Raw genomic sequence first — 17131 nt, 5'->3', positions numbered from 1 at the left:
TAGAAAGGAGGAACGAGAAACATGCCTAACGTAACCCTATTTAAACAAGATGGTACTCAAAATGGTGAAGTTACACTAAACGAAGAAATCTTTGGTATTGAACCAAACGAAAGTGTTGTATTTGATGCAATTATTATGCAACGTGCATCTTTAAGACAAGGAACTCATGCAGTTAAAAACCGCAGCGCTGTTCGCGGAGGCGGCCGTAAACCATGGCGTCAAAAAGGAACAGGTCGTGCTCGTCAAGGATCAATCCGTTCACCACAATGGGTTGGCGGTGGAGTGGTTTTTGGACCAACACCTCGTTCTTACAAATATAAATTAAACAAGAAAGTTCGTCGCTTAGCTTTGAAATCAGTTCTTTCAGAAAAAGTTGCAGAAGGAAACCTGATTGTCCTTGAAGGATTAGCTTTCGATGCACCAAAAACAAAAGAATTTGCACAAGTGTTAACTAACTTAAATGTAGACTCAAAAGTATTAGTAGTTGTTGAAAATGACAATGACTTCGCAGTATTATCTGCACGTAATCTTCCAAAAGTTACAGTAATTGGAGAAGACGGATTAAATGTACTAGACATCGTGTCACATGAAAAAGTTGTATTGACGCAAGCTGCACTTTCTAAGGTAGAGGAGGCTCTTCAATAATGGAATTACATGATGTTGTTTTACGTCCAGTTATCACAGAAGCTTCCATGCTTGCTATGGACGAGAAGAAATATACCTTTGAAGTGGATGTTCGCGCAAATAAAACTTTGGTAAAACAAGCAGTTGAAAAATTGTTTGACGTAGAAGTTAAAAATGTGAATATCATGAATGTTCGCGGAAAATTAAAACGTATGGGCCGTTACCAAGGCTATACTAAGAAACGCCGCAAAGCGATTGTTACTTTGACTGAAAACTCAAAAGCAATCGAACTATTCGAAGAAGAATAAAACTAGTAGAAACCCAAATCATCATATAGGAGGGAATATAACGTGGCGATTAAGAAATACAAACCGATAACAAACGGTCGTCGTAACATGACAGGATCAGATTTCGCTGAAATCACAAAAACGACTCCTGAAAAAACGTTACTAGAAAAGAAAAGTAAAAACGCTGGCCGTAATAACCAAGGTAAAATCACTGTACGTCACCAAGCTGGCGGACACAAACGTGCTTACCGTATTATCGACTTCAAGCGTAATAAAGATGGCGTAGTTGGACTCGTTAAAGCTGTTGAGTACGATCCAAACCGTACTGCTAATATTGCTTTGATTCACTATACAGATGGAATTAAAGCTTACATTATTGCTCCAAAAGGAATCAAAGTTGGACAACAAATTGAATCTGGTGAAGGTGTAGATATCAAAGTTGGGAATGCATTGCCATTAGTAAACATCCCAGTTGGTACTTTCATCCACAATATTGAAACAAAACCTGGTAAAGGCGGACAATTAATCCGTTCAGCAGGTACTAGTGCACAAGTATTAGGACGTGAAGGAAAATATACCCTGGTTCGCTTGAACTCAGGTGAAGTACGTATGATTCTTTCAGCTTGTCGTGCAACAGTTGGTACTGTTGGTAACGAACAACACGAACTAATCAACATTGGTAAAGCAGGACGTAATCGTTGGTTAGGTAAGAGACCTACTGTACGTGGTTCTGTAATGAACCCGAACGATCACCCACACGGTGGTGGTGAAGGTAAAGCACCAATTGGACGTAAATCACCTATGACACCATGGGGCAAACCTGCACGTGGTATGAAGACACGTAATAAGAAAGCTAAATCTAGCAAATTGATTATTCGTGGGCGTAAGAAATAATTAAAGTAATCAAATGTAGGATACTGAAAGAAGAGAACCGAAAGGAGGCTTCACCATGGGTCGTAGTTTGAAAAAAGGACCTTTCGTCGATGAGCATCTTATGAAAAAAGTGGAAGTTGCTGCAAAGAGCGACAAAAAACAAGTTATTAAAACTTGGTCACGTCGTTCAACAATTTTCCCACAATTCATCGGCCAAACGATTGCAGTATACGATGGAAGAAAACATGTTCCAGTATACGTTCAAGAAGATATGGTAGGACATAAATTAGGGGAGTTCGCTCCTACAAGAACATACCGCGGTCATGCGGCGGACGACAAGAGAACAGGTCGTCGTTAATTACGAGGGGAGGAATTAAAATGGCAGAACAAATTACAGCTGCAAAAGCAACTGCTAACACTGTCCGTATCGCACCTCGTAAGGTTCGTCTAGTAGTGGATCTTATCAGAGGAAAAAGCATTGGAGAAGCAATCTCCATTCTGAAATTCACACCTCGCGCTGCATCTCCTGCAGTCGAAAAAGTGTTAATGTCAGCTATTGCTAATGCGGAACATAACTATGATTTAGATATTGAAAACTTGGTAGTAAGCGAAGCTTATGTGAACGAAGGACCAACTATGAAACGTTTCCGTCCTCGCGCAAAAGGGTCTGCTTCACCGATTATGAAACGTACAAGCCACATTACAATCGTGGTATCAGAAAAGAAGGAGGGATAATCTGTGGGTCAAAAAATTAATCCAATAGGAATGCGTGTTGGGATCATCCGTGATTGGGATGCTAAATGGTACGCAGAAAAAGATTTCGCTGATTTCTTACATGAAGATTTAAGAATTCGTAAATATATCGAAACTAACTTAAAAGAAGCGTCAGTTTCTCGTGTAGAGATTGAACGTGCAGCAAACCGTGTGAATATTTCAATCCATACTGCTAAACCAGGAATGGTTATCGGTAAAGGTGGATCTGAAGTTGAAAAACTACGTAAAGCTCTAAACAGCCTAACAAACAAACGTGTTCATATTAACATCGTTGAGATTAAAAAAGCAGATTTGGATGCTAAGTTAGTAGGAGAAGGAATTGCAAGACAACTAGAAAACCGTGTTGCTTTCCGTCGTGCTCAAAAACAAGCAATCCAACGTACAATGAGAGCTGGAGCTCATGGTATTAAAACTATGGTTTCAGGACGTTTGAACGGAGCAGACATGGCTCGTTCAGAATCATATTCAGAAGGAACTGTTCCTTTACATACACTTCGTGCAGATATTGACTATGCATGGGAGGAAGCAGATACTACATACGGAAAATTAGGCGTTAAAGTTTGGATTTCCCGTGGTGAAGTATTACCAGAACGTAAAGAATCTGAGAAAGGAGGGAAATAACCAATGTTAGTACCTAAGCGTGTAAAACACCGTCGTGAATTCCGTGGAAAAATGCGCGGAGAAGCAAAAGGTGGAAAAGAAGTTGTATTTGGTGAATACGGATTGCAAGCCGTTGATTCAAAATGGATTACAAACCGTCAAATCGAAGCAGCTCGTATTGCTATGACACGTTACATGAAACGTGGAGGGAAAGTTTGGATTAAAATCTTCCCTCATAAATCATATACATCCAAAGCTATCGGTGTTCGTATGGGTTCCGGTAAAGGAGCTCCAGAAGGATGGGTTGCACCTGTTAAACGTGGAAAAATCATGTTTGAAGTAGGCGGCGTATCTGAAGAAGTAGCACGTGAAGCTTTGCGATTGGCATCTCATAAATTGCCAATTAAAACAAAAATCGTAAAACGCACAGAAATTGGTGGTGAATCGAATGAAAGCTAATGAAATCAAAGAATTATCCACTGCTGAAATGATTGAAAAAGAAAAAGAGTTCAAAGAAGAGCTTTTCAATCTACGATTCCAACTTGCTACAGGGCAACTTGAAAATACTGCCCGTTTGAAAGAAGTTCGCAAATCAATTGCACGCATCAAAACTGTGTTGCGTCAAAAAGAATTGCAAAATCAGTAATTCAGCGAAGGAGGGTACTAAAAAATGACTGAACAACGTAACAAGCGTAAAGTCTACCAAGGCCGTGTTGTCTCTGACAAAATGGATAAAACAATTGTTGTAGAAGTTTCTACTTACAAAAATCATCCAACATACGGTAAACGTGTAAGATACTCTAAAAAGTACAAAGCACATGACGAAAACAATCAAGCAAAACTTGGTGATGTCGTAAGAATCATGGAAACTCGTCCATTATCCGCAACGAAAAACTTCCGTTTAATGGATATTATCGAAGAGTCTGTGATTATCTAATATTTAAAATTGAAATAATTCCTGATCCGGAAGGAGGATACTAAAGTGATCCAAACAGAAAGTCGTTTGAAAGTTGCCGATAACTCAGGAGCAAGAGAAGTCTTAGCTATTAAAGTGTTGGGTGGATCTGGCCGTAAATACGCAAACATTGGTGATGTAATTGTTGCTTCAGTAAAACAAGCTACACCCGGTGGCGTTGTCAAAAAAGGTGAAATCGTAAAAGCTGTTATTGTTCGTACAAAAACTGGTGCACACCGTAAAGACGGTTCTTACATCAAGTTCGATGAAAATGCATGCGTAATTATCCGTGATGACAAGAGCCCACGTGGAACACGTATCTTTGGACCTGTTGCTCGTGAATTACGTGACAACAACTACATGAAGATTGTTTCTCTAGCTCCAGAAGTATTGTAAGAATCGTAAGAATTGAAGGAGGTGCAACAACTCATGCACGTAAAAACTGGCGATAAAGTTAAAGTGATTACTGGGAAAGATAAAGGTAAAGAAGGAACTATCCTAAAAACTTTGCCGAAACAAGACCGTGTAATCGTTGAAGGCATTAACATTGTGAAGAAGCACCGTAAAGCTTCACAAAGCAACTTGACTGGTGGTATTCTTGAAGAAGAAGCGCCAATTCATGTGTCTAATGTAATGTTGATTGATCCTAAAACTGGTGAGCCTACTAAAGTAGGTTATAAAGTTCAAGACGATAAAAAAGTCCGTGTTTCTAAAAAAACTGGCGAAATTATCGACTAATCATTGAAGGAAGGAGGATCTCTTAAATGAACCGTTTGAAAGAAAAATTTACAAATGAAATCACACCTTCATTGGTGGAGAAATTCAACTATTCTTCTGTAATGGAAGTTCCCAAAGTAGAAAAAATTGTTATCAACATGGGTGTTGGTGACGCTGTAGCAAACGCAAAAAACCTAGAAAAAGCAGTTGAAGAATTAACATTAATCTCTGGTCAAAAACCAGTAATTACTCACGCAAAAAAATCAATCGCAGCATTCCGTCTACGTGAAGGTATGGCTATTGGTGCCAAAGTAACACTACGTGGAGATAGAATGTATGATTTCTTAGACAAACTAGTAACAGTTTCCTTGCCACGTGTACGTGACTTCCGTGGTATTAGCAAACGTTCTTTCGATGGACGTGGAAACTATACTTTAGGTGTAAAAGAACAATTGATTTTCCCAGAAGTTGACTATGATCGAGTTGACAAAGTACGTGGTATGGATATTGTTATCGTAACTACTGCTAATACAGACGAAGAATCAAGAGAATTGTTGACACAACTAGGAATGCCATTCCAAAAATAAGCGAAGGAGGCGAAATGACTTGGCTAAAAAATCAATGATTGCTAAAAATAAACGTCCAGCGAAATTCTCTACTCAAGAGTACACTCGTTGCGAACGCTGTGGACGTCCACATTCCGTTTATCGCAAATTCAAGCTCTGCCGCATTTGCTTACGTGAACTGGCTTATAAAGGACAAATCCCAGGCATGAAGAAAGCAAGCTGGTAATCAGCCATACCCGCAAGAAGGAGGTAAAAGTTAATGGTTATGACAGATCCAATCGCAGATTTCCTTACTCGTATTCGTAATGCAAACATGGTACGCCATGCAAGCTTGGAAGTACCTGCTTCTAATATGAAGGTGGAAATTGCAAAAATCCTTAAAAATGAAGGATTTATTAAAAACTATGAAGTCATCGAAGATGACAAACAAAATGTTATCCGTGTTTTCTTAAAATATGGAGTGAATAACGAACGTGTTATTACTGGCTTGAAACGCATTTCTAAACCAGGATTGCGTGTGTATGCGAAAACCGGCGAAGTTCCCCGTGTATTAAACGGACTAGGAATTGCTATCGTATCCACTTCTGAAGGCGTAGTAACAGATAAAGAAGCAAGAGCTAAAAATATTGGTGGAGAAGTATTGGCTTACGTTTGGTAATCCAAGCTTCTAACCGCAAAAAAAATAAGGAGGTGCAGCCCTGTGAGTCGTATTGGTAATAAACTAGTCGAAATTCCAGCTGGCGTAACCGTTACTCAAGATGGAAACACAGTAACAGTCAAAGGTCCTAAAGGCGAATTGACACAAACTTTTAGTAACTTAATTACTATGAGCATAGAAGGCAACACTGCTACATTTGCTCGTGCTAATGAAGAAAAGTTCACTAAATCTATTCATGGAACATCTCGCGCTTTGTTCAATAACATGGTTGTAGGTGTATCAGAAGGATTCAAGAAAGATCTAGAATTAATCGGGGTTGGGTACCGTGCACAATTACAAGGAAATAAACTTGTATTGAACGTAGGTTACTCTCATCCAGTTGAATTCATTCCAGAAGAAGGCGTAACTGTTGAAGTTAACGCAAACACAAAAGTAACTGTTTCTGGATACGATAAAGAAAAAGTTGGAGCTTTAGCAGCCAACATTCGTGCGGTACGTCCACCTGAGCCATATAAAGGTAAAGGTATCAAGTACTCTGACGAAATTATCCGTCGTAAAGAAGGTAAGACTGGTAAATAATAACCAGCTACTTTTAAAAGCAAGTTAATAAATTTAAATAAAAGAGGTGACAATTGTGATTAACAAACCAGATAAAAATAAAGTGCGTCAGTCAAGACATGCACGCGTAAGAAGAAAAATTTCTGGAACTGCTGAGTGCCCACGCTTGAACGTTTTCCGTTCTAACAAACACATCTACGCTCAATTAATTGATGACGTAGCGGGTGTGACGCTGGCAAGTGCCTCTAGTAAAAAAGATGCATCTGAAGCAGCTACAAAAACAGAAAGCGCCGCAGTTGTAGGAAAAGCTATTGCAGAACGTGCAATTGAAAAAGGGTTAAAAACTGTTGTATTTGACCGTGGTGGATACTTATATCATGGACGAGTACAAACTTTAGCTGAAGCTGCCCGTGAAAATGGACTAGATTTCTAAGAAAAGGAGGATGCCTACATATGGTATATATTGACCCAACTCATTTAGATATTGAAGATCGCGTAGTAGCGATTAATCGTGTAACTAAAGTTGTAAAAGGTGGACGTAAGTTACGTTTTGCTGCATTAGTTGTTGTCGGAGACAGAAATGGTCATGTTGGTTTCGGTACAGGGAAAGCTAACGAAGTTCCAGAAGCAATCCGTAAAGCTATCGAAGCTGCTAAGAAAAACATGATTGAAGTACCAATTACAGGAACAACAATTCCTCATGAAGTAATCGGTCGTTATAGCGGTGGGAACGTTATGTTGAAACCAGCTATTGCCGGTTCTGGAGTATCAGCTGGAGGTCCTGTTCGTGCGGTTATCGAATTAGCAGGTATTGCGGATATTACATCTAAATCATTAGGCTCTAACACACCAATTAACATGGTTCGTGCTACTGTTGAAGGTTTGGAACAATTGAAAAAAATCGAGGACATTGCTGCATTACGCGGTAAGTCTGTAGAAGAAATTAAAGGTTAAGGAGGATATACAAAATGGCAGAATTAAAGATTACTTTAAAACGCAGCTCAATTGGACGTCCTCAAAACCAAAAAGATACTTTGAAGGCTTTAGGATTAACAAAAGTAGGCAAAACAGTTGTAAAACCAGCTAATGACGCAATCAACGGCATGGTAAACACTGTTAGCCATTTAGTAGAAGTAGAAGAAGTTAAATAATTCAATCAATAATGAAGGAGGTGCCCAGTTACTATGAAACTTCATGAATTAAAACCAACAGAAGGGTCTCGTAAAGTACGTAACCGTGTAGGTCGTGGATCTTCATCAGGAAACGGAAAAACATCCGGACGTGGACATAAAGGTCAAAAAGCTCGTTCAGGTGGTGGAGTAAGACTTGGTTTCGAAGGTGGACAACAACCGTTGTTCCGTCGTATTCCTAAACGTGGTTTTACAAACATCAACCGTAAAGAATATGCTGTAGTAAACCTAGATACATTGAACCGTTTTGAAGATGGTACAGAAGTAACACCGGCATTACTTGTCGAAAGCGGCGTTGTTCGTGATGAAAAATCCGGCATCAAAGTTTTAGCAAAAGGTGCTGTTGAGAAAAAATTGACTGTTAAAGCTCATAAATTCTCCGAAGCAGCAAAAGAAGCGATTGAAGCTGCAGGTGGAACTGTTGAGGTGATCTAATGTTTACACTTCTGAAAAATGCATTTCAGGTGAAAGACATTAGAAATAGAATCTTCTTCACACTAGGTATGTTGATTGTTTTCCGTATTGGAACACATATCACTGTACCAGGTGTGAATGCGAGTGCCATCCAGAATTTGGCATCAACAGGTTTGTTTAGCTTGTTGAACACTTTTGGGGGTGGAGCACTAAGTCAGTACTCTATCTTCGCAATGGGTGTCTCGCCCTATATCACTTCTTCTATTGTCATTCAACTATTGCAAATGGACATTATTCCCAAATTTACGGAATGGTCTAAACAAGGTGAAGTTGGTAGAAGAAAGTTGAACCAAGCAACAAAATATTTAGCTGTTGTACTTGCATTCGTCCAATCAATTGGGATCTCGATTGGTTTTAACCAATTATCCAACTTAGGATTAGTTCGAAATCCAGGAGTACAAACCTATCTGATCATTGCTTTGATTATGACAGCTGGTTCGATGTTAGTCATTTTTATCGGTGACTCCATCACGATGAACGGAATTGGAAATGGGACATCACTCATTATCTTTTCTGGAATCGTTGCTCGTATCCCTGCTGATTTAGTGACGTTCTATCAAGATCGATTTGTTGATTCAAGTCAACTGACAACGAATATTATTTTTTCCGTTGCTTTATTAGTAGCGATGTTATTGGTTGTTATTTTTGTTGTGTACATTCAACAAGCGGAACGAAGAATACCCGTTCAATATTCGAAACGAGCAACTGGATCAAACCAGGCTGCCCATTTACCGCTAAAAATCAACTCTGCTGGAGTTATTCCGGTTATTTTTGCCAGCTCGTTCATGATGACTCCTCAAACAATCTTAGGATTCTTTGCAGCAAGTCATAGTGATGCTACTTGGTACCAGGTAGTTAATACATTAGTCAATTTCCGTGAACCGATTGGAGCTGCTATTTATACAATTCTAATCGTCGTTTTCACGTATTTCTATGCTCTAATTCAAATTAACCCTGAAAAAATGGCTGAGAACTTACAAAGGTCTGGAGCGTACATTCCAAGTGTCCGCCCTGGAAGAGGAACGGAAGAATATATAACAAGCTTGTTGATGCGCTTAAGTACGGTTGGCGCTGTGTTTCTCGGCTTGATTGCTCTCTTGCCTATTGTTGCTTCTGCATTATGGAACCTACCAGACTCTTTAGCTCTTGGTGGAACTAGTCTTTTGATTGTAGTGGGAACCGCATTGGATACCGCAAGACAAATTGAAGGACGAATGGTGAAACGCAATTATCAAGGATTTATACAAAAGTAAGCTGTGTGAGGGGCTAGTCCCCGCCACAACTTGCAATTGCATAAAAAGGAGACGAGTAAAATGAAGAAAAACCTGATTATTACAGGACTTCCTGGCGCTGGAAAAGGAACACAAGCTGAACGTATCATCGATGAGTATGGTATTCCACATATTTCTACTGGAGATATGTTTCGTGCAGCAATGAAAAATGAAACTCAGTTAGGACTAGAAGCTAAGTCTTTCATGGACAAAGGCGAGTTAGTTCCTGACGAAGTAACAAATGGTATTGTTAAAGAACGTCTACAAGAAGAAGATACGAAGAATGGTTTCTTGTTGGATGGATTTCCAAGAACAATGGACCAAGCCGTAGCTTTGGACAACATTATGACGGAATTGAATCGTCAAATTGATGCAGTAATCAATATTGACGTAAATCCTGAAGTCTTAATGGCTCGTTTGACAGGTCGTATTATTTGCCGTAATTGCGGCGCAACTTATCATAAACTAAACCACCCACCAAAAGTGGAAGGGGTTTGTGATCGTTGTGGCAGTACAGATCTTTATCAACGAGAAGACGATAAGCCTGAAACAGTTGAAAATCGTATTCGCATTAATCAAGAACAATCCAAACCAATTCTAGAGTTTTACTCTGAAAAAGGGTTACTCCATACTGTTGATGGTGAAATTGGAATTGACAACGTGTTTGCTGAAGTCCAAAACATCATTGGCTAAACTAGTTGATTGCAACAAAGTATTTTCTTTGCAAAAGCTTGATATTATGCTATAATATAGCAGTTAGTGTAAAATAAAGTTGCTTAGACGAATAATAACCAATCAGCCCAACAGAATGTGAGGAGGTATGAAGATGGCGAAAGACGACGTTATTGAAATTGAAGGAGTAGTCGCTGAGACGTTGCCAAATGCAATGTTCAAAGTAGAACTTGAAAACGGCCATATTGTGCTCGCGCATGTTTCTGGTAAAATCCGGATGAACTATATCCGTATTCTTCCAGGTGATAAAGTTACGGTGGAATTATCCCCGTATGATCTCACTCGCGGCCGTATAACATATCGTTTCAAATAATCACACTCCATCATTTTAAAGGAGGAAAAAATAATGAAAGTTAGAGCATCAGTAAAACCAATCTGCGAAAAATGTAAAGTAATCCGCAGAAATGGCCGTGTTATGGTGATTTGTGAAAATCCTAAACACAAACAACGCCAAGGATAATTATAAGGAGGTGCCATTAAATGGCTCGTATCGCTGGAGTAGATATTCCGCGTGACAAACGCATCGTTATTTCATTGACATACATTTACGGTATTGGAAACACAACTGCTAAGAAAGTTCTAGAAGCAGCAGATGTTTCAGAAGATACTCGTGTTCGTGACTTAACTAATGATGAGTTAGACCGCATCCGTGCAGAAGTAGATAAACTTAAAATTGAAGGTGACATGCGTCGTGAAGTTAACTTAAACATCAAACGCTTGATCGAAATCGGTTCTTACCGAGGAATCCGTCATCGTCGTGGTTTGCCTGTTCGCGGACAAAATACAAAAAACAATGCACGTACTCGTAAGGGTCCTGCAAAATCAATCGCTGGTAAGAAAAAATAATAATTAAGTGAAGGAGGTAAACACTTCATGGCTAAAAAAGTATCACGTAAACGTCGTGTGAGAAAAAATATTGAGTCTGGTGTAGCTCACATTCGTTCTACATTTAATAATACAATTGTTATGATTACAGACGTACATGGAAATGCAATTTCATGGTCTTCTGCTGGTGCGTTAGGGTTTAGAGGTTCTCGTAAATCAACTCCTTTCGCGGCACAAATGGCTGCAGAGTCTGCTGCAAAAGCTTCTATGGAACATGGCATGAAGAGTGTTGAAGTAGCAGTTAAAGGTCCTGGTTCTGGACGTGAAGCAGCTATTCGCTCTCTACAAGCAACTGGTTTGGAAGTTACTGCAATTCGTGACGTAACTCCTATTCCACACAACGGATGTCGCCCACCAAAACGTCGTCGGGTATAACACATCTTTTGTATCCAGAAGTTTTTTATCGCAATGGACTCACTAGGATGAACGAACCGTTTTGAAAGGGGTAAATTGACATATGATCGAAATTGAAAAACCAAGAATTGAGACGATTGAGATCAGCGAGGATGCTACTTTTGGCAAATTCGTTGTGGAACCACTTGAACGGGGATATGGGACTACACTTGGTAACTCTTTACGTCGTATCTTATTATCATCATTACCAGGTACTGCAGTATCTACTATTCAAATTGATGGAGTTCTGCATGAGTTTTCAACAATTGATGGCGTGTTGGAAGATGTTACGCAAATTATCTTAAACATTAAACAATTAGCTTTGAAATTCTATACCAATGAAGATAAAACAATTGAAATTGACGTAAAAGGTCCTGCAGTTGTAACAGCTGCGGACATCAATCATGACAGTGATGTAGAAGTATTGAACCCTGATTTATATATTTGTACCGTTGCTGAAGGTGCACAGTTCCATGTGCGTATGGATGCAAAAAATGGCCGTGGTTATGTTCGCTCTGAACATAATAAAACGGAAGACATGCCAATTGGTGTAATTCCAGTTGACTCGATTTTTACTCCTGTACATAAAGTAAATTATCAAGTTGAAAATACTCGCATCGGTCAAAAGAACGTATATGATAAATTAACTTTGGATGTATGGACAAATGGTTCCGTAAGTCCAGAGGAAGCAGTTAGTTTAGCTGCAAAAATCCTAACGGAGCATTTAAACATCTTTGTAAATCTAACGGACGAAGCTCGCAAGGCTGAAGTGATGGTAGAAAAAGAAGAGACTCAAAAAGAGAAAATGCTAGAAATGACAATTGAAGAACTAGACTTGTCTGTTCGTTCATATAACTGTCTGAAACGTGCGGGAATCAATACGATTCAAGAACTGACGAATAAATCAGAAGCAGAAATGATTAAAGTGCGAAATCTAGGTCGTAAATCACTTGAAGAAGTGAAAAACAAGTTGGATGAACTTGAATTAACTTTACGCCAAGATGACTAGTACTGCAGCAAAGGAGGATTTCCAGGAATGGCTTATCGTAAATTAGGACGTACAAGTTCTCAAAGAAAAGCATTGCTACGCGATTTAACAACAGATCTAATTATCAACGAGCGCATCGTTACAACGGAAGCTCGTGCTAAAGAGATTCGTAAAACTGTTGAAAAAATGATTACTTTCGGTAAACGTGGAGATTTGCATGCTCGTCGTATGGCTGCACAGTTCGTACGTAATGAAGTTGCAGATGTTCGTGAAGAAGACGAAGAAATCGTTATCGAAACAGCATTGCAAAAACTATTCAATGGCTTGGCAGAACGCTATGCAGATCGTCAAGGCGGATACACTCGTATCATGAAAACAGAACCACGCCGCGGTGACGCAGCGCCAATGGTTATCATTGAATTAGTTTAATAGAATTATTTATCTTTCAGATGAAAAGAGCGTTATGATGTTGATTTCTCCCAATTGGTTGAGAAGTTAAAGTCTAGCTCGTGGACCCTTACGGAAATGTACATTTCCGTAAGCGGCTCACCATTTGTATGATCTATAAGAGATGAACGGAAAATGTTCAGCTCTATTTTTTTTCTTATTTCCAAATATCCCGTTCAAGAAAAGATGAGACATAGTTCTCGTCTTTTTTTTGTGCATAAAATTTTTAGAGACCGTTTTGAAAGGAAAAGAACGAAATATTTTACAATTATTTAAAGTACAGCTCAGAAAAATGCTCTGCACTTTAAATAATCCATCGAATATGCCTTTCATCCTCGAATGTATTCTATTGAAATTTTTGAATAATTTCTCTTGTTAATACAGTGCTGACACTATTATCACACCAAACTCCTTCTGTAAGTGAATCATAACAGTAGTCAATTTTTGTATCATAACTTTTTTTTCTGATTTTTCGACTCTCAATGTACTCTGTAATCTGATAATGATAGTCCTGCAGTTCAGAGCTGCTATGTGTAATATCATTGAAATGCTGATTCAACTGTGAAGGAAGAATGATTGGAAGATCTGGTCGATTCCCATACAAAGTGAAATTAGGATTAACAAAAACTAATTTTTTTACAATCGGTAGCTGAATATTCTTTTGCTGCAATAATATGTCCAGTACATCATACGCACGATCAAGCTGGGTCAGAGGGCTGTAAATTTTCTTTTTAGTCGATCTGAAATGGCCATTCTCATAATAATAAATCCCGTCAAAATTTTTAACATCATATAGATGAATTACCTTTGATGTAATCACAATAAAATCAAGTTGTGGACAAAGACCTGTTTCAAACTCAGAGTCATATATAGATTGATGTGAAAAAGTTTGAAGAGCTAAATCATCTGCGAAACCAAATTCACCTTTTACACCAGATTGGTTATTTTGAAAACGATACTTTTGAGTGGAGTTAAAGCTCATTCTTTTGTTTAAAGCTTCAAAGGTTTGTACGGACACTGGTTTTTCCAAAATCATTTAAAATTCCCCCTTTATAGATAAATACGCAAAAACTATTGAAAACCATATAAATAAAATAGTTTGAATTCGAAATATAAGTTGTGCTATGATAAATAAAAGAACAGTTAGAAAGTTGGGATCTGATGTACAAAATATTGGGGCACCATCATATATCAATGATGACAAAAAATGGCGACGAAAATACTTATTTCTATGAAGAGATTTTAGGATTAAGAAGAGTGAAAGTCAGCGTCAATCAGAATAATCCACAGATGTATCATCTGTTTTATGGGGATAAAACGGGAAGTCCGGGAATCGATTTGACATTCTTTGAAAATCAACGTTTGGGACATACCCAGCGAGGAACAAACGCAATTTCGAGAATCGGCCTTCTTGTGAAAAGCGAAGAAAATTTTGCTTATTGGATAGAAAGATTTAAAGAATATAGCGTGGAACACAGCGAAGTCACTACTTACGGGAAACGGCCTGCTATTTTATTCGAAGACCAAGAAGGTTTGCGCCTGGCACTCATTGCCGGAGAGGGGCAGCAAGCAGACTTTTGGGAGTCATGGGAAAACTCAGAAGTCCCGGTGGAACATCAAATTCGTGGAATGGGTGCTGTTGAATTTACCGTTGAAAATTTACCAACGTCAAGAGATGTTCTGGTAGATATTTTTGGTTATTATGAAGTTTACCGAACAAAGGAAGAAGCTTTATATCAATCCTTCGAAGGTAGTTTAGTCGGCGAAATATTGTTAAAAGAAGAAAAAGGACCAAAAGAAAAGCCTGGAAAAGGCAGCGTCCATCATCTGGCAATACGAGTATCGAATGGCGCAGAACTCGATTATTGGCAAAAGAAAATAACGGACTTCGGTTTTAAGGTAGTCGGCCGCTATGATCGCTATTACTTTGAAAGTATGTATTTTAGAGAAGCAAACGGTATTATGATTGAGATAGCTACTGATAAACCGGGCTTCACTATAGACAGTGATGTGGAGTCGTTAGGAAAACAACTGGACTTACCACCATTTTTAAATGAAAAACGTGATGAAATTTTTGCAAAGCTGAATCCACTAAAAGGAATTAAAGAATAAGAGACTATTAAATCATTTACACTTTATTCAAATAAAGGAGGAAGAAAAAATGGAGCTTTCACAGACAGATAAGTTAAGGATACAACAAGCAAATGCCAGAAAGAGAATCATATTACCAGATGGAACAGAACTGCCTAAATTAGGTCAAGGTACTTGGAATATGGGAGACGACCTTTCAAAGCGGCAACAGGAAATAGAAGCATTGCGCCTTGGAGTAGAACTTGGCATGACCGTAATCGATACTGCTGAAATGTATGGAGAGGGAAAATCTGAAGAAATGGTAGGAGAGGCGCTGAAAGACATAAGAAATCAAGTCTTTTTAGTGTCGAAAGTATACCCCCATAATGCTTCGAAAGAGAAAATAAAGGAAGCTTGTGAAAATAGTCTGCGCCGCTTAAAGACTGAATTTTTAGACCTGTATTTGTTGCATTGGCGAGGAAGCGTGCCTTTAAAAGATGTCGTGGAAGGAATGGAGCAACTAAAGGAAGAAGGAAAAATTAAGCGTTGGGGTGTTTCAAATTTCGATGCATCTGCTATGGAGGAATTATTATCAATTCCTGGAGGGGAAAATTGTCAAATCAATCAGGTACTCTATCATTTGGGATCGCGGGGAATTGAGTATGAATTGATTCCTTGGCATGAATCCCATCAAATTCCACTAATGGCATATTCACCATTAGCACAGGGTGGAGATTTAAATAGCCGGTTACTGAGCAGTGCAAGTGTAAATGAGATTGGAGAAAAATATGGTGCAAGTCCACAACAAATTCTTCTTGCATGGGCGATTCATAAAGAAGGAATAATGGCAATCCCTAAATCCGGAAACCCAACGCACACGGCAAGCAATGGGGCCAGCGTAGAGATCAATTTTACCGAAGAAGAATTAAAAGAATTAGACAGAGCGTTTCCTGCACCCAACCACAGAACATCCCTAGATATCATTTAAAGAGAAAAAGGGGCTGGGAAAAAACTCCCGGCCCCTCTAGTATTAACGAATAATAGTGGTGTAAACGTGCTCAAAAAGGCAGATCCGACATCCACTTCACGAATCATGCGCGGATGGTCTTCGTCCATCCTGTGCTTATTCGTTCCAGTGATTCGGATCTAAACGCCTTTTTTCCCACTCTCCTTTTAATATAATCAAACCCATTCATTTTTTTGTAAATCTTCGATCCATGTGAGGACTTTTTGAATTTGATTATCCCAAAAAATCCAATTGTGCTCACCAGCCTCTTCTATATAAGTATAATCCAAACCAGCATTTTCCATTTTATGGTGGAATCCTCTATTATTTTCATACAAGAAGTCTTCTGTTCCACAAGATTGAAAGAAAGCAGGCTTTTTGTGCTTCTCTGCAAGCTTTTCAAGCAAATAAACGAGATCATTATTTGACTCTTGCAACTCTTCCAGTGAGCCAAAAATGTGGGAAAGACGTACATCATTGGATGAATCTGTCTTCCATAAGCTTACTAAGTCTACTACACCTGACAAAGATGCTGCACCTCGCCAATTTTCAGGAGCATTTAAAGCTAATTTATAAGCCCCGTAACCGCCCATCGACAAACCAGCTACAAAACGCTCTTCTGGTCGATCACTTATATTAAAAATGCGATCCATTTTTTTAGGGAACTCTTCGTTAATGAAATCCCAATATTGATTTCCATATTTCATATTTGCATAGAAACTTAAATGGACTTGGGGCATAAAAATAGCGAGCTTCTGCGTACTTGCATAACGGACAAGAGACGTATTATAAAGCCAAGCATGATCATCATCGGAATAACCATGCAGTAAATAAATAGTGGGATAAGGACCTTCAACTTGTTCCGGTAAGATTGCTGTATAAGAAATATTCATTCCTAATGCATCTGAGAATAATGAACCCTGGATAACACCCATTTTTAATCAACTCCGCTTTTCTTTTTATTCTACCTTAACTTGCTTCGATTAAGAAAGATAAATTTTTTCAAAATCATTTAAAAGTGACAAGACACCTAATGCTTTTTTCATAACTTTCCAGTATACTA

The 17131-nt window shown here is 38.7% G+C and carries 31 protein-coding genes; 29 read left to right on the top strand and 2 right to left on the bottom strand.

Translation table 11 applies throughout. From position 1 onward, the window contains the following. Positions 1–21 precede the first annotated feature (21 nt). The 27 genes from rplD (at position 22) to rplQ (ending at position 12974) form a co-directional block, all read left to right on the top strand. Positions 22–645, top strand: coding sequence for a 50S ribosomal protein L4 (gene rplD, locus EJN90_RS03570; RefSeq protein WP_126108905.1), 624 nt, complete (start codon positions 22–24; stop codon positions 643–645). After that, positions 645–932 (top strand): 50S ribosomal protein L23, encoded by a 288-nt coding sequence (gene rplW, locus EJN90_RS03565; protein WP_126108904.1) that lies wholly within the window; start codon positions 645–647, stop codon positions 930–932. The genes rplD and rplW overlap by 1 nt, the downstream gene beginning before the upstream one ends. A gap of 42 nt (positions 933–974) precedes the next feature. Further along, positions 975–1805, top strand: coding sequence for a 50S ribosomal protein L2 (gene rplB, locus EJN90_RS03560; RefSeq protein ID WP_126108903.1), 831 nt, complete (start codon positions 975–977; stop codon positions 1803–1805). Between the two features lie 55 nt (positions 1806–1860). After that, a complete protein-coding gene (gene rpsS, locus EJN90_RS03555; RefSeq protein ID WP_126108902.1) occupies positions 1861–2142 on the top strand; it encodes a 30S ribosomal protein S19 in 282 nt (93 codons plus the stop codon). Positions 2143–2162: 20 nt separating this feature from the next. Next, positions 2163–2519 carry a 50S ribosomal protein L22 gene (gene rplV / locus EJN90_RS03550; protein WP_126108901.1) on the top strand — a complete coding sequence of 119 codons (357 nt, stop codon included), beginning with the start codon at positions 2163–2165 and terminating at the stop codon, positions 2517–2519. A gap of 3 nt (positions 2520–2522) precedes the next feature. Beyond that, entirely contained in the window at positions 2523–3179 is a 657-nt protein-coding gene (gene rpsC, locus EJN90_RS03545) for a 30S ribosomal protein S3 (RefSeq protein WP_126108900.1), read from the top strand. A gap of 3 nt (positions 3180–3182) precedes the next feature. Further along, complete coding sequence (gene rplP, locus EJN90_RS03540; protein WP_126108899.1) at positions 3183–3617, top strand: 50S ribosomal protein L16; 435 nt, start codon at positions 3183–3185, stop codon at positions 3615–3617. Then, on the top strand, positions 3607–3804 hold the full coding sequence (gene rpmC / locus EJN90_RS03535; protein WP_126108898.1) for a 50S ribosomal protein L29: 198 nt from the start codon (positions 3607–3609) through the stop codon (positions 3802–3804). The genes rplP and rpmC overlap by 11 nt, the downstream gene beginning before the upstream one ends. Positions 3805–3828: 24 nt before the next feature. Next, positions 3829–4095 carry a 30S ribosomal protein S17 gene (rpsQ, locus tag EJN90_RS03530; RefSeq protein WP_126108897.1) on the top strand — a complete coding sequence of 89 codons (267 nt, stop codon included), beginning with the start codon at positions 3829–3831 and terminating at the stop codon, positions 4093–4095. Between the two features lie 45 nt (positions 4096–4140). Beyond that, positions 4141–4509, top strand: a complete 369-nt coding sequence (rplN, locus tag EJN90_RS03525) for a 50S ribosomal protein L14 (RefSeq protein ID WP_126108896.1) — start codon at positions 4141–4143, stop codon at positions 4507–4509. 33 nt (positions 4510–4542) lie between these two features. Then, positions 4543–4851, top strand: coding sequence for a 50S ribosomal protein L24 (gene rplX / locus EJN90_RS03520; RefSeq protein WP_126108895.1), 309 nt, complete (start codon positions 4543–4545; stop codon positions 4849–4851). A 26-nt stretch (positions 4852–4877) separates the two neighbouring features. After that, positions 4878–5417: a 50S ribosomal protein L5 gene (gene rplE, locus EJN90_RS03515; RefSeq protein ID WP_126108894.1), complete on the top strand. Its 540-nt coding sequence runs from the start codon at positions 4878–4880 to the stop codon at positions 5415–5417. 19 nt (positions 5418–5436) lie between these two features. After that, on the top strand, positions 5437–5622 hold the full coding sequence (locus EJN90_RS03510) for a type Z 30S ribosomal protein S14 (protein ID WP_076768503.1): 186 nt from the start codon (positions 5437–5439) through the stop codon (positions 5620–5622). A gap of 33 nt (positions 5623–5655) precedes the next feature. Beyond that, a complete protein-coding gene (gene rpsH, locus EJN90_RS03505; RefSeq protein ID WP_126108893.1) occupies positions 5656–6054 on the top strand; it encodes a 30S ribosomal protein S8 in 399 nt (132 codons plus the stop codon). A 42-nt stretch (positions 6055–6096) separates the two neighbouring features. Further along, positions 6097–6633 carry a 50S ribosomal protein L6 gene (gene rplF / locus EJN90_RS03500; protein ID WP_126108892.1) on the top strand — a complete coding sequence of 179 codons (537 nt, stop codon included), beginning with the start codon at positions 6097–6099 and terminating at the stop codon, positions 6631–6633. Between the two features lie 46 nt (positions 6634–6679). After that, complete coding sequence (gene rplR, locus EJN90_RS03495) at positions 6680–7045, top strand: 50S ribosomal protein L18 (protein WP_164543994.1); 366 nt, start codon at positions 6680–6682, stop codon at positions 7043–7045. Between the two features lie 20 nt (positions 7046–7065). Then, complete coding sequence (rpsE, locus tag EJN90_RS03490; RefSeq protein ID WP_126108890.1) at positions 7066–7566, top strand: 30S ribosomal protein S5; 501 nt, start codon at positions 7066–7068, stop codon at positions 7564–7566. Positions 7567–7580: 14 nt separating this feature from the next. After that, complete coding sequence (gene rpmD, locus EJN90_RS03485) at positions 7581–7763, top strand: 50S ribosomal protein L30 (RefSeq protein WP_126108889.1); 183 nt, start codon at positions 7581–7583, stop codon at positions 7761–7763. Between the two features lie 33 nt (positions 7764–7796). Next, on the top strand, positions 7797–8237 hold the full coding sequence (gene rplO, locus EJN90_RS03480; protein WP_126108888.1) for a 50S ribosomal protein L15: 441 nt from the start codon (positions 7797–7799) through the stop codon (positions 8235–8237). After that, positions 8237–9529: a preprotein translocase subunit SecY gene (secY, locus tag EJN90_RS03475; protein WP_126108887.1), complete on the top strand. Its 1293-nt coding sequence runs from the start codon at positions 8237–8239 to the stop codon at positions 9527–9529. The genes rplO and secY overlap by 1 nt, the downstream gene beginning before the upstream one ends. Before the next feature lie 60 nt (positions 9530–9589). Continuing rightward, a complete protein-coding gene (locus EJN90_RS03470) occupies positions 9590–10240 on the top strand; it encodes an adenylate kinase (protein WP_126108886.1) in 651 nt (216 codons plus the stop codon). 133 nt (positions 10241–10373) lie between these two features. Further along, positions 10374–10592 carry a translation initiation factor IF-1 gene (gene infA / locus EJN90_RS03465; RefSeq protein ID WP_126108885.1) on the top strand — a complete coding sequence of 73 codons (219 nt, stop codon included), beginning with the start codon at positions 10374–10376 and terminating at the stop codon, positions 10590–10592. Positions 10593–10625: 33 nt separating this feature from the next. Then, positions 10626–10739, top strand: coding sequence for a 50S ribosomal protein L36 (gene rpmJ / locus EJN90_RS03460; protein WP_062470716.1), 114 nt, complete (start codon positions 10626–10628; stop codon positions 10737–10739). 20 nt (positions 10740–10759) lie between these two features. Then, a complete protein-coding gene (gene rpsM / locus EJN90_RS03455; RefSeq protein ID WP_126108884.1) occupies positions 10760–11125 on the top strand; it encodes a 30S ribosomal protein S13 in 366 nt (121 codons plus the stop codon). A gap of 27 nt (positions 11126–11152) precedes the next feature. Then, complete coding sequence (gene rpsK / locus EJN90_RS03450) at positions 11153–11539, top strand: 30S ribosomal protein S11 (RefSeq protein WP_126108883.1); 387 nt, start codon at positions 11153–11155, stop codon at positions 11537–11539. Between the two features lie 82 nt (positions 11540–11621). Then, complete coding sequence (locus EJN90_RS03445) at positions 11622–12566, top strand: DNA-directed RNA polymerase subunit alpha (RefSeq protein WP_126108882.1); 945 nt, start codon at positions 11622–11624, stop codon at positions 12564–12566. A gap of 27 nt (positions 12567–12593) precedes the next feature. Continuing rightward, the gene (gene rplQ / locus EJN90_RS03440; RefSeq protein WP_126108881.1) at positions 12594–12974 is read left to right on the top strand and encodes a 50S ribosomal protein L17; all 381 of its coding nucleotides are present in this window, start codon (positions 12594–12596) and stop codon (positions 12972–12974) included. A gap of 364 nt (positions 12975–13338) precedes the next feature. Here the strand turns inward: rplQ and EJN90_RS03435 are convergent, their stop codons facing one another. After that, the gene (locus EJN90_RS03435) at positions 13339–14028 is read right to left on the bottom strand and encodes a nuclease-related domain-containing protein (protein WP_126108880.1); all 690 of its coding nucleotides are present in this window, start codon (positions 14026–14028) and stop codon (positions 13339–13341) included. 125 nt (positions 14029–14153) lie between these two features. On the opposite strand from EJN90_RS03435, the gene EJN90_RS03430 reads away from it, so the two are divergent. Together EJN90_RS03430 and EJN90_RS03425 are read left to right on the top strand one after the other, a co-directional pair. Continuing rightward, a complete protein-coding gene (locus EJN90_RS03430; RefSeq protein ID WP_126108879.1) occupies positions 14154–15104 on the top strand; it encodes a VOC family protein in 951 nt (316 codons plus the stop codon). 49 nt (positions 15105–15153) lie between these two features. Then, positions 15154–16050: an aldo/keto reductase gene (locus tag EJN90_RS03425; protein WP_126108878.1), complete on the top strand. Its 897-nt coding sequence runs from the start codon at positions 15154–15156 to the stop codon at positions 16048–16050. A 194-nt stretch (positions 16051–16244) separates the two neighbouring features. On the opposite strand, the gene EJN90_RS03420 is transcribed toward EJN90_RS03425, so the two are convergent. Then, positions 16245–17003, bottom strand: a complete 759-nt coding sequence (locus EJN90_RS03420; RefSeq protein WP_126108877.1) for an alpha/beta hydrolase — start codon at positions 17001–17003, stop codon at positions 16245–16247. Between the last annotated feature and the right edge of the window lie 128 nt (positions 17004–17131).

The organism is Jeotgalibaca ciconiae (genome assembly GCF_003955755.1).
Lineage (GTDB): Bacteria > Bacillota > Bacilli > Lactobacillales > Aerococcaceae > Jeotgalibaca > Jeotgalibaca ciconiae.
The sequence above is the reverse complement of the archived record's forward strand: the minus strand, read 5'-3'. Positions and strand labels throughout refer to the sequence as shown.